Source organism: Hymenobacter jeongseonensis, assembly GCF_015694725.1.
Taxonomy (GTDB): domain Bacteria; phylum Bacteroidota; class Bacteroidia; order Cytophagales; family Hymenobacteraceae; genus Hymenobacter; species Hymenobacter jeongseonensis.
The window spans coordinates 40,086-55,388 of sequence record NZ_JADQDQ010000009.1; the positions used below are offsets into that span (position 1 = coordinate 40,086).

The 15,303-nt window shown below is 60.8% G+C and carries 12 protein-coding genes; 7 read left to right on the forward strand and 5 right to left on the reverse strand.

The window, feature by feature from the left end:
* Nucleotides 1–62: 62 nt before the first annotated feature.
* Both I2I05_RS16680 and I2I05_RS16685 read right to left on the reverse strand, forming a co-directional pair.
* Nucleotides 63–764: a carboxypeptidase-like regulatory domain-containing protein gene (locus I2I05_RS16680; RefSeq protein ID WP_196283399.1), complete on the reverse strand. Its 702-nt coding sequence runs from the start codon at nt 762–764 to the stop codon at nt 63–65.
* 25 nt (nt 765–789) lie between these two features.
* Nucleotides 790–1,659, reverse strand: a complete 870-nt coding sequence (locus I2I05_RS16685; RefSeq protein WP_196283400.1) for a carboxypeptidase-like regulatory domain-containing protein — start codon at nt 1,657–1,659, stop codon at nt 790–792.
* Nucleotides 1,660–1,776: 117 nt separating this feature from the next.
* Between I2I05_RS16685 and I2I05_RS16690 the strand changes: the two genes are divergently transcribed.
* From I2I05_RS16690 to I2I05_RS16715, 6 genes are all read left to right on the forward strand, one after another.
* Nucleotides 1,777–3,555, forward strand: coding sequence for an amino acid permease (locus I2I05_RS16690; protein WP_196283401.1), 1,779 nt, complete (start codon nt 1,777–1,779; stop codon nt 3,553–3,555).
* Between the two features lie 759 nt (nt 3,556–4,314).
* Nucleotides 4,315–5,022, forward strand: a complete 708-nt coding sequence (locus tag I2I05_RS16695) for a TetR/AcrR family transcriptional regulator (RefSeq protein ID WP_196283402.1) — start codon at nt 4,315–4,317, stop codon at nt 5,020–5,022.
* Between the two features lie 46 nt (nt 5,023–5,068).
* Nucleotides 5,069–6,799 (forward strand): peptidase domain-containing ABC transporter, encoded by a 1,731-nt coding sequence (locus I2I05_RS16700; RefSeq protein ID WP_196283403.1) that lies wholly within the window; start codon nt 5,069–5,071, stop codon nt 6,797–6,799.
* 44 nt (nt 6,800–6,843) lie between these two features.
* Nucleotides 6,844–8,244 (forward strand): HlyD family secretion protein, encoded by a 1,401-nt coding sequence (locus I2I05_RS16705; protein WP_196283404.1) that lies wholly within the window; start codon nt 6,844–6,846, stop codon nt 8,242–8,244.
* Complete coding sequence (locus tag I2I05_RS16710) at nt 8,241–9,815, forward strand: TolC family protein (protein ID WP_196283405.1); 1,575 nt, start codon at nt 8,241–8,243, stop codon at nt 9,813–9,815. The genes I2I05_RS16705 and I2I05_RS16710 overlap by 4 nt, the downstream gene beginning before the upstream one ends.
* A gap of 159 nt (nt 9,816–9,974) precedes the next feature.
* A complete protein-coding gene (locus I2I05_RS16715) occupies nt 9,975–11,084 on the forward strand; it encodes a sensor histidine kinase (RefSeq protein WP_196283406.1) in 1,110 nt (369 codons plus the stop codon).
* Here I2I05_RS16715 and I2I05_RS16720 read toward each other — a convergent pair.
* Together I2I05_RS16720 and I2I05_RS16725 are read right to left on the reverse strand one after the other, a co-directional pair.
* Complete coding sequence (locus tag I2I05_RS16720) at nt 11,071–11,472, reverse strand: response regulator (protein ID WP_196283407.1); 402 nt, start codon at nt 11,470–11,472, stop codon at nt 11,071–11,073. The genes I2I05_RS16715 and I2I05_RS16720 overlap by 14 nt on opposite strands.
* Nucleotides 11,473–11,479: 7 nt before the next feature.
* Nucleotides 11,480–12,907, reverse strand: coding sequence for a sensor histidine kinase (locus I2I05_RS16725; RefSeq protein ID WP_196283408.1), 1,428 nt, complete (start codon nt 12,905–12,907; stop codon nt 11,480–11,482).
* A gap of 335 nt (nt 12,908–13,242) precedes the next feature.
* Between I2I05_RS16725 and I2I05_RS16730 the strand changes: the two genes are divergently transcribed.
* The gene (locus I2I05_RS16730; protein ID WP_196283409.1) at nt 13,243–14,232 is read left to right on the forward strand and encodes a lipid A deacylase LpxR family protein; all 990 of its coding nucleotides are present in this window, start codon (nt 13,243–13,245) and stop codon (nt 14,230–14,232) included.
* An 11-nt stretch (nt 14,233–14,243) separates the two neighbouring features.
* Here I2I05_RS16730 and I2I05_RS16735 read toward each other — a convergent pair whose 3' ends face one another.
* Nucleotides 14,244–15,272, reverse strand: a complete 1,029-nt coding sequence (locus I2I05_RS16735) for a DMT family transporter (RefSeq protein WP_230688381.1) — start codon at nt 15,270–15,272, stop codon at nt 14,244–14,246.
* Nucleotides 15,273–15,303: the final 31 nt, after the last annotated feature.

Genomic DNA, 15,303 nt, shown 5'->3' on the forward strand with positions numbered 1-15,303 from the left:
GGGTCCTAAAGCCTCCGAAGCGCTTTTTGCCACCTGTCCCACTTCTCCCGAAAACCCAGCTACTACTTCTGGGGCGGCGCTACGGGAGGCTCGGGCATCCGGATTTTGCCCATCACCTGCCCGCGGTTGGGCACCGACTCCATTCGCACCACCAGCGGGCCCGGCTGCGGCGTGGTGCGCGTGTTCAGGCTCACCTTTTTCTCCTTGAAATCAAACGGATTGCCCACAAATCGCAGCTCGACCGCGCCGCCGGCCAAGGGCGCCCAATCCCGCGCCATGCGCAGCTCGAACTGGCCTTGCTCGTCCGTAACGGTGCCGTACTGCGTGCCATTGATGAAAACGCTGACTTGCGCGGCGGTTTTGCTCTCGCCGTCGAATACCTGGCCGCGAATGATGAGCTGCTGCGTCTGCGCGGCGGCGGGGTCCGTGGGGGCAGCCGTGGCTTGGGCTGGCAGTTGCTGGGGCGGCTTGGTAGCGCAAGACGTCAGGGGCTGCCAGCCCAGCAGCGCCAAGCCAGCCAGGGCCCAACGCCGCCAGCGGCTGGCCGGCGCCGAGGCGACCAGCTGCGGGGCGCGGGCCAGTGCGCACACCGTCCGGCCGCCCTGCCGCGCCAGATACGCCATGATTTCCGCATCGCTCAGGCGGGTGAAGTCCACGACTTCGGTGGCACAGGCGCCGCAGTGGCGGCCGTCGGCGGTGGGCGTCATGGCGGCCCAGGGCTGGGCGCAGGGCTGCGGAATGGAGATGCGGGGGAGAGTGGCCATGGAGCTAATGTAGTTTGTTTGACGGTTATCGGCCTCGGAATGGTTGAGTCAACCAATATTTACTCCAATAATAAAAGCGGCGCGGATGCCAGGGCGCGGGCGGCATCTTGCGGGCATAAACAAAGTCTACTTCGCCCAGCATGCCTTTGACATCGGCTTGAAGCCGAAAATTTTGTATCGAGGACGCATTGGTGGCAATGCGCGTGCGCTGTTGTGTTACAAACCCAACAAAATGAATGGTTAGCGTTAGCTCTCGGGTTCCAATTAGTGAATCCGGCACTTGCAACTCAAAACGGCCATCGGCATTTGTACTTGTTCCAAAGCGAGTGCCGGCAATGAGCACGGTACAGCCCGGTATCGACTCGCCGCTGCTAGCATCCATAACAATGCCCTGCAACAGCGGCGTCGTCACTGCCGGGAAATACTTCTTAGGGACCGATGCGGAATCCGGGATGCTAGTCTGTTGCTTCAAGGCCGAGTTGGTGCCTTGAGTAATGGAGGAATTGTCTGCATCTGGAGGAAGCGTAGCCGGTACTGGCCCGCCCGAATGTTGGGCGCGCCATTCGGCAGGGGTTTGGGCAAGTGCTGAGGTGCCCGCCGTTTCGCGCACGCTCCACAGGGCTACGGCCGCCGCCAGCCAAGTCCGCCAGCGCGTTGGGGCAGCCAGTTCGGCGCGCTGCAACGGCCGTTCTAGCTGCCCCGCCGCGAAGCGCCCGCAGATGCGGGCGTTTGCGGCCCCGGCGAGATAGGCCAGGATTTCGGCGTCGGTTTTCAGAGTAAAGTCCACCACGTTTTTTTGGCAGGCCGCGCAGTGGCGGCCGGCGGTGGTGGGCATCATGGCGGCCCAGCTTTCGTGGCAGGGCTGCGGAATGGAGAGGGTAACAGATGGGCGCATGGGCTTGAATTTGGTGCGAAGGGCAGCCCTTGTCTGATGCCGACGGCACATGAATTCCACATGCCCCCGCCATTATGCTTTATCTTTTGCGCTTCAAACTCGTCCCATCCACCTTTCATGCGTTCTGATAAGTCCCTTTTCCGCCGCAAAACCATCGCGGCCATCCTCCAAAACCCACCTGCCGATGCCGAGGGCCACGCGCCCGGCGGCTTGGAGCGCCACCTTACCGTGCGCGACCTCACGGCGCTTGGCATTGCGGCCATCATCGGGGCCGGCATTTTCAGCACCATCGGCAAAGCCAGCCTCGACGGCGGCCCGGCCGTGTCGCTGCTGTTTGTGTTCACGGCCGTGGCCTGCGCGTTTTCGGCGCTGTGCTACGCGCAGTTTGCGGCCACCATTCCGGTCAGCGGCTCGGCTTATACCTATGCCTACGCCTCGTTTGGCGAACTCGCGGCCTGGATTATCGGCTGGGCCCTCATCATGGAATACGCGGTGGGCAACATCGTGGTGGCCATTTCCTGGTCCGATTATTTTACGGGCCTGCTCGATGGCGTCGGGCTGCACATTCCGGCGTACCTGAGCACCGGCACCCAAAGTGCCTACCAAGGCTACAAAGCCGTGATGGCGCTTATGCAGGCCAATTTGCCCCTCTCGCAAGCCACGCCCGCCCAGATGGAAGGCTACAAAATCTGGACTACGGCCCCGGCTCTGTTCGGCAACTGGCACCTGGTGGCGGACTTGCCGGCTTTCCTTATCACCGTCGCCATCACGGCATTGGTGTACGTGGGCATCAAGGAAAGCAAGACGGCTTCCAACATCCTGGTGCTCTTGAAACTGATTGTGGTAGTGGTGGTTATTGCCGTGGGCGCGTTCTACATCGAGCCGGCCAACTGGAGCCCCTTCGCGCCCAACGGCGTGGGCGGCGTGCTCAAAGGCGTATCGGCGGTGTTCTTTGCCTATATCGGCTTCGATGCGATTTCGACCACCGCCGAGGAATGCAAAAACCCTCAGCGCGACCTGCCCAAGGCCATGATGTATGCCCTCGTCATCTGCACGGTGCTGTACGTTATTATCACCCTGGTACTCACCGGTATGGTGCCCTACACCAAGCTCGGCGTGGGCGACCCGCTTTCGTTCGTGTTTGCCGAAGTGGGCCTGCCCAAGCTCTCGGGCCTGGTGGCGGTGAGTGCGGTGTTTGCCATGGCCTCGGTGCTGCTGGTGTTCCAGCTGGGCCAGCCGCGTATTTGGCTCACCATGAGCCGCGACGGCTTGTTGCCGAAGGTATTTTCGCGCATTCACCCGCGCTTCCACACGCCGTCGTTTGCTACCATTGTCACGGGCTTTTTTGTGGCGGTGCCAGCGTTGGTGCTGAACATGGATTTGGTGGTGGACCTCACCAGCATCGGCACGCTGTTCGCGTTTGCGTTGGTGTGCGGCGGCATTCTCATCATCGACCCTTACGGCCGCTCGGAGGCCCGATTTAAGGTGCCGTACATCAACGGCAAGTTCCTGGTGCCGCTGTTGCTGCTGCTGGGCACTTACCTGATTTTCCGCTACAACTCCTCCGACAACCACGAGTTTTGGCTGGACGTGAGCGGGCAGCGCGGCTGGCTCGCCACCGACGCCGTGAGCGGAAGCATCACCGGCGGCTTTGCCCACCAGATTCCTACGTTGGTGTTCTTCTTGTTTTGCATTGCGCTGGCCGTGCTGTCGTTCCGCAAGCGCCTCTCGGCCCTGCCCGTGCTCGGCCTGCTCATCAACCTGTACCTGATGACGCAGCTCGGCATCAGCAACTGGACGCTGTTTTTCGTGTGGCTGCTCATTGGCCTGGCGGTGTATTTCGGCTACGGCTATTCGAACTCCAAGCTGAACCAGCGGGTGAAGGTGGCGGCTTAAAACTCGTTGCAGCAAATCTTTTGTCTCCAAACACGACCTGCTAAGCGTTGCTGCACCGCTCTTCCTAGCCCTCCGTACCCCATTTGGAATGGAGTGGGATTGAGAGCTGAATGGGTGTTTCTAGAAACAGTGCCCGTCCATCCGTGCCCACCTAGTGGCAGACGGATGGGCGGGCACTGTTTTTTATTTGACAGCAATTTTGTGGGCGTGCTAGTCGCGAGAATAGTCAGGCAAAAGCTCCGGTTAGGAATGAGACGGTTCTAATTCAGAATCACGTGCTGAGCGGCGCAGTCTGAATAACCAGGCGATGAGACAGTCCTGGTTTCTAATGCCGCAATTCAAAGCCATTGAAATCATGAAACCGCAGCAGCCAAACACGCCGGTCGGGGATGCACAAAGGCAGAAAACCTTGCTAAACGCAACACATTTGTAACTATCGGCGCGGCTATTTGTCTTATCCCAGACGAGATTCAGCCGGGTGAGGCGAAACTATCCGACGCTGAGTTAAGTCAAGTTGCCCTCTTAGTAAAATTGGCCTGTGCACAAGCCTGCAATACGGTTTCTACTTGGCTCCATTCGGTCAAATACAAATCATCAAAGCGGAGAACCGGTGCCAAATAGCAGGCAGCCGAACACTATTTTTTGCTGCGTCCAAAAAAAACCAGTTCATAACCCTGGAACAAGCATACGATTCAATTGCGAAGTAATGCGTTTATTTGCAATGGGGTTTACTTTCACCCATGCTAGCTTTACTTTCAAATGCACCCCACCTTCCGCATTGAGCTAAACGAGAAACTATACCTGCGCGACCCCCAGGACACGGACCTGGGGCGCCGGCTAGTAGCAGAAAGTGTGCTCCTCATCGACCAAATTGGTTTTGAGCAGTTCACTTTCAAGAAGCTGGCGCAGCGCATCGAATCCACGGAAGCCTCGCTGTACCGCTATTTTGAGAACAAGCACAAACTACTGGTGTACTTGGTGAGTTGGCACTGGGCATGGCTGCGCTACCAGATTCGATTCCACACCCATAACGTGCCCGACGCTTGCGAACGGCTGCGACTCATTCTGGGCATTCTCACCCGTTCCCACCAAGATGACCCGGCCACGGTTCAGCTCGACGAGGCGGCCCTCTACCGCATTGTGGTCAGCGAAGCTTCCAAGGCCTACCTCACCAAGGACGTGGACGACGACAACCGGGCCGGGCTGTTTCGGGAGTACAAGCGCTTGGCAGCAGGCATAGTGGAAGTGGTACAGGAAATCAACCCCGCCTACATCTACCCGCACGCCTTGGTGAGCACCTTGCTGGAATCGGCCCGCAAGCAATTCTTCTTCGCCCAACACCTGCCCTCTCTCACGGACGCTGTAACCGGCAACGGCGGTGAAAACGCCGTGCAAGCCTTCCTGACCCAGCTGGCTTTTGCTACCCTGACTCTGAAAATCTCCTCGGACCCCGACCGAAGCGCCTAACATCTACTAGAATACTCACCCCGTTCCTTCGACTTCACTCCTCCTTATGGCGGACCTGCCCCCATCTTCCCTCACCCCCGGCCAACGCCTGTTCCGGTTGCTGGCATCCGAGCGGCGCGACATCACTTACCTCTATGTGTACGCAACGCTGGCCGGCCTCGTCAACCTGTCGTTGCCCCTGGGGGTGCAATCCGTCATTGGCTTCGTGAGCAGCGGGGCCGTGAGCACTTCGCTGGTGGTACTCATTGGCTTCATTGTTCTCGGCACGCTGCTGATGGGCGGCCTGCAGGTGATGCAGGTGTACCTGGTCGAATTCATTCAGCAGCGGCTCTTCGCCCGCATTAGCCTCGACTTTGCCCTGCGCCTGCCGCAGGTGCGGACCGAGTCCTTGGATGGCCAGTACCTGCCCGAGCTCATGAACCGGCTGCTTGATGCCCCCACCCTGCAGAAGGGGTTGGCAACCATTCTGATTGAGTTTTCGGCGGCGGCCCTACAAATCCTGTTCGGGCTGTTGCTGCTCTCCTTTTACCACCCCATCTTCATCGCCTTTGGGGCGTTGCTAGTGGGGCTGCTGGCCCTGATGATTCGCGTGACGGGCCCCAAGGGATTGAGCACCAGCCTCCAGGAGTCCAAGTACAAGTACAAGGTAGTAGCCTGGCTCGAAGACGTGGCCCGCACCGTGCATACCTTCCGCCACCCACCCCGGCAGGAAATGGCCTTGGACCGCACCGACACGCTGGTAGAGGGCTACCTGAGCTCGCGCCAAAGCCATTTCCGGGTGCTGCTCATCCAATTCTGGGGGTTCGTGGCGTTCAGAACTTTGATTACGGCGGCGCTGCTCATCATCGGCTGCTGGCTGCTCATTGACCGCCAGATTAACATCGGTCAGTTCGTAGCAGCCGAAATCGTCATCATCCTCACCATTTCAGCTGTGGAAAAAGTACTGCTCAAGCTGGACGTGGTGTACGACGCGCTGACCAGCCTCGATAAAATTGGCCACGTGCTGGACTTGCCTGTGGTGAACGGCCAGGGCGCCACTACGTTGCCGCTGCCCGCTGTGCAGGCTGGCCTGCGGGCCGAACTGCGCCAGCTCAGCTACGAATACCCCGACACCCATCGCCACCCGCTTGACCAGCTCACGCTCACCATTGCTTCGGGCGAGCACTTGGGCCTAGCCGGCTACGACGGCTCGGGCAAAACCACGCTCCTGCGCATCTTGGCCGGCTTGCTCACCGGCTACACTGGCGTAGTGGCTTACGATGGGCTGGCCTTACAGGATTTGACGCCCGCTTCCCTGGGCGAACACGTGGGCGACAACATTGCCCATCAGCACCTTTTCGACGGCACTCTGCTTGAAAACCTCACCCTGGGCCAAGCCCGCATCGGGGCCGACGACGTGGCCTGGGCGCTGGCATTGGTAGGGCTGCGCGACGACGTATACGCCCGCCCCTTGGGCCTGAATACGCCTCTGGGCATCGGCTCGCCACTCGCCGACAGCACCCGCCAGAAACTGCTGCTGGCCCGGGCCCTGGTGCGCCGCCCCCGCCTGCTTCTGCTCGATAATTTCCTGCCGGGGGTGGAACCTGCCGAACAGCTGCGCATCCTGCGGCGGGTGCTGGCATCCGAACACCCCTGGACCGTAGTCCTGGCTTCCAATGATTTGCGCGTGCTCAGCCTCTGCCCGCGCTTGGCGGTGCTGCGCGAAGGCGTGCTGGTAGCAGACGGCGCATTTGCCGCAGTGGCCCAGCAAGCCGAAATGCGGGAACTGCTAGCGTAATCTCAGCGGGCGCTGTTTTCTATCTCTTCTATTTCTCTTCAACGATGCCTTTTGCTGAACACCCCCTAGCCGAATCTAACCCGCTGACCGGGCGCTTCCGCTCGTTTGCGCGGGTGCAAACCCCCAAGGCGGGCCGCACGCTGGCCCGCTGGGCGGCGGGGCTGGGCTTGCTGGTGCTGCTGGCCGGCTTCCTGCCCTGGACGCAGAACATCCGCTCTGCCGGTACGCTTACCACGCTACGCCCCCAGGACCGTCCCCAAACCGTGCCCAGCACCATTGCCGGACGCATTCAGCGCTGGCGGGTGCGTGAGGGCCAGCATGTGCGCCGCGGCGATACCCTGGTAGAAATTACCGAGATAAAAGAGAAGTATTTCGACCCGCAGCTCGTGCAGCGCACCGGCGAGCAACTCGACGCCAAGATTGGTTCGCTGAGCGAAAACCGAGCGAAGGGCACGGCCCTCAGCGCCCAGCAGACCGCTCTGCGCGCCGGGCTGCAGGTAAGCCTCAGCAAAGCCCGCAATTACGTGGAGCAAAGCCGACTGAAAGTAAATTCCGACCAAGCCGAACTCGTGGCCGTGCGTAACGACTACACCATTGCCGAGCGCCAGCAGCAGCGCCAGGAAGAACTGTACAAGCAGGGACTAAAGTCGCTCACGGAGCTGGAGCAGCGCCGCCTGAAGTTTCAGGAGGCGACGGCCAAGTTGCAGTCGACCGAAAACAAGCTGGCTGCCAGCCGCCAAGCCTTCACCAACGCTCAATTAGAATTGGCTTCGCTCGCCGCCGAGTACCAGGACAAGCTGGCCAAATCAGAATCGGACCGGCGCTCGGTGACGGCTTACCAGTTCGACACCGAAGGGCAGATTGCCAAGATGCGCAACGAGCTGGCCAACCTCAGCATCCGGTCAGGCTTCTACCACATCACGGCCCCGCAGGACGGCTACGTGGTGCGTGCCTTGAAAGAAGGCATTGGCGAAATCATCAAGGAGGGCGAACCGATAGTAACGGTGATGCCCGACGCGCCGGCCCTGGCCGCCGAGCTCTACGTGAAGCCAATGGATATTCCGCTGTTGCGCGTGGGCCGTAAAGTGCGCCTGCAGTTCGACGGCTGGCCGGCGCTGGTGTTCAGCGGCTGGCCGGGCACCAGCTTCGGCACGTTCGGCGGGGTGGTGTCGGTCATCGACAACATTGATTCGCAAGGCCAGTACCGGGTGCTTGTTACGCCTGACTCTACGCAGGAAGCTTGGCCTCCCCCACTGCGCGTGGGCTCGGGGGTGTACGGTTGGGCCCTGCTCGATGACGTGCCCATTTGGTATGAGCTGTGGCGGCAGGTGAATGGCTTCCCGCCCAACTACGTGGGCGGCCCTACCCCCAGCCCCGACAAAGGCGGCAAGGAGACTAAAAAAGCGGCCAAGGAATACTCTACGACCGAAGAAGAAACGAAATGAACCAGTGGCGCGTGTGTGGGATAGGGCTGACTTTGCTGGTCCTCGTGGTTGGATTGGGCGACGTGGCCGCGCAAACAGTGCGCCCGGCAAGCCCGTTGCCGGGCCAGTCGCCCCGCACCCAACAGCGGCTGCAGCGGCAAGCGCGCCAGCTACAGCCAACTGGTTTGCAAGGTGCGCCGACCCTGGTAACTCGCCCGGTGGAGCTAGCCGATAGCGGCCGCGTATTTGGCCTCACCGATTTGCTGACCTACGTTACGCTGCGCCACCCCCTGGCCCGGCAGGCGGGCTTGCTGCCCGAGCGTGCCTTGCAGGAAGTGCGCTTAGCCCGCGGCCAGTTCGACCCCGCGGCCACCAGCAAATACTACGGCAAGCAATTCGGCGGCAAGGATTACTTCCACGACTGGGACACCCAATTGCGGGTTCCTCTTTGGTTCGGAGCCGACGTGAAAGCCGGATTTGAGCGGGGGGTGGGCACCTACATTAACCCCGAAAACTATACCGCGCCGGTGGGCTTGAGCTACGTGGGCATCTCGGTGCCGCTGGCCCAGGGCCTGTTGATAGACGAACGCCGGGCGGCGGTGCGCCAGGCCCAGGCCCTGCAGGGCCTAGCCGAAGCCGAGCGGCGCGGGGTTCTGAATAAGCTACTGCTACAGGCCGCCAAAGACTACTGGGACTGGACCTTGAGCTACCAGCGCCAGGAATTGTTACGGCAGAATGCTGACCTGGCCGCCGTGCGCTTCCGGGCCGTGCGCGAGCGGGTGCGCTTCGGCGATTTGGCCGCTATTGACTCAGTGGAGGCCCTGACGGAGCTGCAGAACCGCCAAGCATTGCTGGTGCAGGCCCAAGTGCAGTGGCAAAACGCTACGCTGCAGTTGAGCAACTACCTCTGGGACGAGCAGCAGCAGCCCCGCGAACTGCCCAACGACGTGCGGCCCCAGGGACTGCCCAGCCCGGCAGACTGGCTTTCGCTGCCTCCCGACTCGCTGGCGGCCTTGAGCGAACTAGCTCAGCAGCAGCACCCCGACTTGCAGAAAAGCCGGGCCAAGCTAGTGCAGCTGGGCGTGGAACGGCGCCTGCTCGGCAACAAGCTGCTGCCCAAGCTCACGCTCGACTACAACCTATTGCAAGCCGGCCAACCATTCAGCCCCGAAACCGGCGCCAACTTCAGCGGGGCCTATTTGCAAAACAACTACAAGCTCGGCGTGAGCTTTGCCTATCCTTTGTTGCTGCGCCAAGAGCGGGCCAAGCTTCAACTCAATCGCCTCAAGTTGCGCGACATCGAGCTGGGCCTGCAACAAGATACCCGCGCCATTCAGACCGGGGTGCGGGCTGTGGCCAACGATTGGGAGGCCCTACGCGCCCAACTGGCTCTACAGGAGCAAGTGGTACTGAACGCCGAGCGCCTCCGCAAGGGGGAGCAAATTCGCTTTGAAAACGGCGAAAGCTCGGTTTTTCTGCTCAACACCCGCGAAGCCAGTTTGGTCACGGCCCGCGTGAAACTTGCCGAATTGCAGGCTAAGTACGCCCAAACCCAAGCCACGCTGCGTTGGGCGGCCGGCGGGGTAGAATAGCAGTCGCCGTTCGGTTGGCCTTGCGTTCTGCCTTCCACCGATTGGTCGCAAGCAGAAACAAAGGGGAACCCAATTTATTCCACAAAAAATTGGGAGTAATTTAAACGCATAAACGTGTCGGCCGCAGGCTACCTTCGCTTGGCTCCCTGCCAATAATTTATGCTAAACCAGACCGAAATTCTGCACCATGTGGTGCAGGGCAGTCCCATTCTTCTTTTCGCGTACAGTGTGAGTGCCCGAGAAGTGCTGTTCGTGAACGAAGCCTACGAGCGGATTTTCCCCCAAAGCCGGCGGGACACCGCCACCGCCGACCTGCCCGCGCTGCTGCGCTGCCTCCCGCCCGAAGACCAGCAATACGCCCTGGGTTGCCTGACAGACCTCGCCAACGGCGAACTGCAGGACGACTTGCTGCTGCGCATGCAGCTGGAGCCCAACGTGCCTTTGCGGTGGCTGTGCGTGCGCGCCCACCGCGCCGTGGCCAGCGACGGCCAAGTGCTGCTGTGCGGCAGCGTGCAGGACGTGACCGTGGACCACGAGTACACGCGCAACGCCGATAAGTTCATGGCCAAGAAGAATACCACGCTCGAAATCCTCTCCCACGACCTGGCCGGGCCGTTCAACATGCTGCAGCAGATGGCGGGTTTTTTCCAGGAAAAAACCCAGGACTTGCACGACCCGCAGCTGGAAAAAATGGTGCAGGTGATGCAGGACACGTGCCGCGACAGCATCAATCTCATCCGCGAGTTCGTGGACAGCGAGTTTGCCGAGTCGGCCAGCGTGCAGCTCAAGCGCGCGCGGGTGGACCTGGCGGCCAGCATCCGCCAGGTAATGGATACCTACCAGCAGTCCGAGCACCTGGTAAACAAACGCTTTAGTTTTAGCAGCACGCCAGACAAGGTGTACATTGAGCTGGACAACAACAAGTTTTTGCAGGTGATGAACAACTTGTTGTCGAACGCCATCAAGTTTACCGGCGAAGGCGGCCACATTGCCGTGACGGTGGTGCAACACCCGCAGCACGTGCTGGTGACCGTGGCCGACGACGGCATCGGCATTCCCGAAAAGCTGCAGCCGGTGTTATACGACCGGTTCACCAAAGCCCGCCGACCAGGCTTGCGCGGCGAGAAAACCACCGGCCTGGGCATGTCCATCATTCAGGCGCTGGTGCGGCTGCACGGCGGCGGCATCTGGTGCGAAAGCCAGGAAAATGCGGGCACCACGTTCTTCATTCAGTTGCCCACGGAAGCACCACGGCCTATTTCGAGTTGAGTGCCGCTTCCAGTTGCGCGCGCACGTTTTGTATCTGCTCCCCGTCCAGCGGCTTGCGAATAAGGCCGGCCACCAGCGGGAACTCGTGGATGCGCTCGGCGTCGGAGTGGGCCAAGGAAGACGTGAGGATGAAGATGTAGCAGCGCCCCAGCAGGGCTTCTTCCTGTGGTTTGAGGGCAGTCAAAAAATCCCACCCGTCCATCACGGGCATGTTCAGGTCGAGAAAAATGACCTGGGGCAACTCGTGCAACGGCGCATTCTGCAGGAATTCGAGGGCTTGCTGGGCCGACGCGAAGGATGCCAGATTTTCGGCAAACCCTTCTCGTTTCAACAGGCGTTCGGTGAGGAATACGCCGATGGAATCGTCGTCTATTAATAAGGTTTCCATGCGGGGTTCAGCGTAAATGCAAAGTAAAGCAGGTGCCCGCGTTCACGGTGCTGCTCACCTCGATGCGGCCGCCCATGGTTTCGACGTGGGTTTTCACCAAATACAGGCCCATGCCGCGGCCCGGCTGGCTGGTATGAAACCGCTTGTAAAGCCGAAAAACATCGGGCCCGGCTTTGTCCACGTCGAAACCCGAGCCGTTGTCGGCAAACAGCACGCGCACCCCAGCGCCGGGCTGCGCCGTGGCGCTAACCGTGACCCGCAGGCGCCGCTCCTCGGAGCGGTACTTGATGGAGTTGGACAAGAGGTTAAAAAAAATACTGTAGAGGTAGGCGCGGTTGCCGAGCACGCTCAGGCCCGCCGGCAGGTCCATCACCACTTCGCCGCCGCACTGGGCAATGGGTTCGGCGAGGTTGCGCCGGGCCTGCTCCACCACGTCGGCCAGGGGCACGTGCTCCGGCTCGTCCACGTCCTGCTTGTCCCGAATCGAAAGAATGGTGTTCATGTCCCGCAACACGTTGTCGAGCTGCTGGGTGCTGGTGCGCAAGTTGTTTAGCGTTGGCTGATAATCGGCCGAGTCGCGGTCCAGGCTGTTGAGCAAGTCCACCAGCCCGATGGCGTTGGCGAGCGGGGCGCGCAAGTTGTGCGACACGATGTAGGTGAACTGCTGCAAATCCTGGTTTTGGCGGTATAGCTCCTCTTGCGACTTCACTTTGTCCGTGACATTCGAGAAGTAGACCGACAAGCCTTCCTCGGAAGGAAACGCCTTGATATCCAGCCAAAGCGCCCGGCGCCGGAAGAACGCCTCAAAATGCACGGCCTGGTTGGTATCGAGGGCCCGGCGGAAATGCTGGTGAAAAATTTCGTTTTCATCGGCCGGAAATACATCCTGTAGGTATTGGCCCAGCAGGTGCTCCCGGTTCACGTTCAGCAGGCGCTCCACTTCGCCGTTGATGTAAGCGAAGCGCCAGTTGTGGTCCAGCACAAAAAATGCATCGGTGATGCTCTCAAAAATGGTGTTGAGCTTGTGGGCCTGCTCGCGAATCACGAGGTGGCTTTGGTACACTTCCGTTACGTCGCGCAGCACCGCGTACACGCCCGCAATCGTGCCTTCCACCACCAGCGGGACCTTGGTTACGGCAACCCGGAGGGCGTTTGAAGTGCCGACAAAATGCACCTCCGCATCGAAGTAAACTTTGTGCCCCTCGAAGGCCTCCCGTAGCTTTTGCGCAAACAACGCGTGTAGCGACGGCGGCAGAAATTCGTTGAAGTGGTGGCCCACAACCTCGTCCTTGGGCCGCTGCAATACCGCCAGATAGGCCGGGTTAGCATCCCGGATGACGCCCTCCCGGTTCTGGAACAATACCAAATCGGGGTTATTCTCAAACAGGGCCCGGTACCGCTGCTCGCTTTCCTTCAATTGAAAAATGTCATTCATAAACGGCGGCGCTCTGGGGCCGGAGCCGGAGCAGTTGCGGGATAGAAATTTCCATTTTGGTTTACGAAAACCGCCCGATTTTGTCGTCAACCCCGCCTGAAAAACCGTTTTTTTTGTGGCCTCAGTGCCAGTCCCCCTCATTCAACTCGCGCCTTCGCTCGTTGGGCTTCTGCGGTAAATAGCACGGCCTTATCGGTTGCAAGCCCCTGATTTACACAGGTCGGCTTTCAAAAGTAGTTCGACGGGAAGCCGGAAAAGAAGCCGCCGTTCAACCCGCTCGCCATTGCGCCACCGTATGTGCAGTTCCAAAGACTTCCTGCCCGGCTGCTTCATCCATGCGCGTACGCTTTTGCTTCCTTCTTGTGGCCTTGCTGGCCGGGGCCATGCCCGCCGGAGCCGCGCCCGCGCTGTCCGACACGCTCCGGCCTACCAGCCCCGAACGCCTGTTGCGCTACACGTATGCCAACGACTTTCTGGCCCGCACCGACTACTACTTTACCCAAGGCATGACGCTGACGCTGGTGCTGCCTAGCTTGGCCCGCCTGCCCACCCAGCGCGTGCTGCTGCGGGGCGCGCCCGGCAGTACGCAATACCATGGCGTGCTGCTGCGCTACGACGGGTTCACGCCCCTGCGCATTCAGGACCCGTTTATTCGCTTCGGCGACCGGCCGTATGCTTCTTACGTCTACGCCTCGTTTTTCCGGGTCAGCAACCAGCCCACGCGCCGGCGCCGCCTGACCTCGGCCTTGGAAGTGGGCTTTATCGGGCCCGGGACTTTCGCCAAAGAATTCCAAACCGCCATTCACCGCGCCACCAACAACCCCGAACCCCGCGGCTGGGACTATCAAATCCGGACCGATGCCGTGCTGGGCTACCGCGTCGGCTACGAGCGGCAGCTGCTGGCCGTGGCCGGCGTCGCCGAGGTCATCGGCCACGCCGAAGCTTCGTTGGGTACGCTGTATACCTATGCTAGTACCGGCGCCCAGTTGCGCCTGGGCCTGCTGCAGCCGTATTTCACCAACCTTGGCGTGGGTAGCGGCACCAGTCAGCCGGGCCGTTCGCGCTGGCAAGTTTACGCCCACACGTCGCTGGAAGGCCGATTGGTTGGGTACGATGCCACGCTGCAAGGCGGCCTGTTCAACCAATCGAGTCCCTACGTGCTGCCGGCCGGTGCCGTGACGCGCACGGTGCTGCGCAACACCACCGGCTTGGTGCTGGCCCACAAGGGCTTCAGCCTCGATGTTACTTCCACGTGGATTTCCCCCGAGTTTGCGGGTGCGCGAAGCCACAGTTGGGGAAAACTGGCGCTGACGGCCGCTTTTTAGCCAGCGACGCGCTACCTGGCCCGGTGAATGATGAGAACGCCGGCCAGAATAATCACCATGCCCAACAAGTGCCACAGGTTGAAGGCCTCGCCATCCAGCGCACCCCAGGCCAGGGCCACGACGGGAATCAAATACGTACTCGACGAGGCAAACAAGGCCGTGGATTGCTGAATGAGGCGGTTGAATAGCACCATGGCCACGGCTGTGCTCATGGTGGCCAGCAGCGCGATGTAGCCAAAAGCCGTCCAGGCGCCCGGCACGGTGGATAACTTGTGCAAAAACTCCGTTCCCGCCAGCAAATAGGCCAATGCCGGCCCGCCGATGAGCAGCAGCAACACGGCCGTGACGGCCATTGGGGTCATGCCGCCCAGCTTGTGCTTGATGACGTTCACACTGATTCCGTAGCCGATGGTGGCAATCAGGATGTAGATACCGTACCAAGCGTTTCCCTCGCCGGTAGGCGTGTCGGTGCCGCCGCTGCCGCCAAGTAGCAGCATCACCACCGTGCCCGCTAGCCCCAGCGCGATGCCCAGCACCCGCAGCGCCGTGAGCCGCTGCCCAAACAGCAGCGCCCCCACCACCAACGTGAACACCACCGTAAGGGCATTGAGCACGCCCGCCAGCCCCGAAGCCAGCTTGGTTTCAGCATAGGCAAAGAGGAAGGCGGGAATTAGGGTGCCCACCACGCCGCTCAGCCCCAACCACTTGAAGCGGCTGCGCTCCACGGTGCTCACGTGGCGCAGGGCGAAGGGCAGCAGCAGCAGCGCCGCCACGCTCACGCGGGTGGCGCCCAGCTCCATGGCCGAAAACACAACCAAGCCTTTTTTCATCAAAATAAAAGACGTGCCCCAAATAGTAGCCAAAATCAGGAGCAGTATCCAGGCCATGGGCGTGGTGACGCCGGGAGCAGTTACACCCGCCTTGGCCGCCACCGGCCCGGCAGCGGGCGTTTGAAAGCCATTATTGGCTTGGGCCGAGACGGCTGCGGCGGGAGTGGGAACGATTGGGGTATCAGCAACGGGTGGGTTTGGAGCAAGCATGGCGCAAAGGTACGGGAGGCCAGAACGGAGG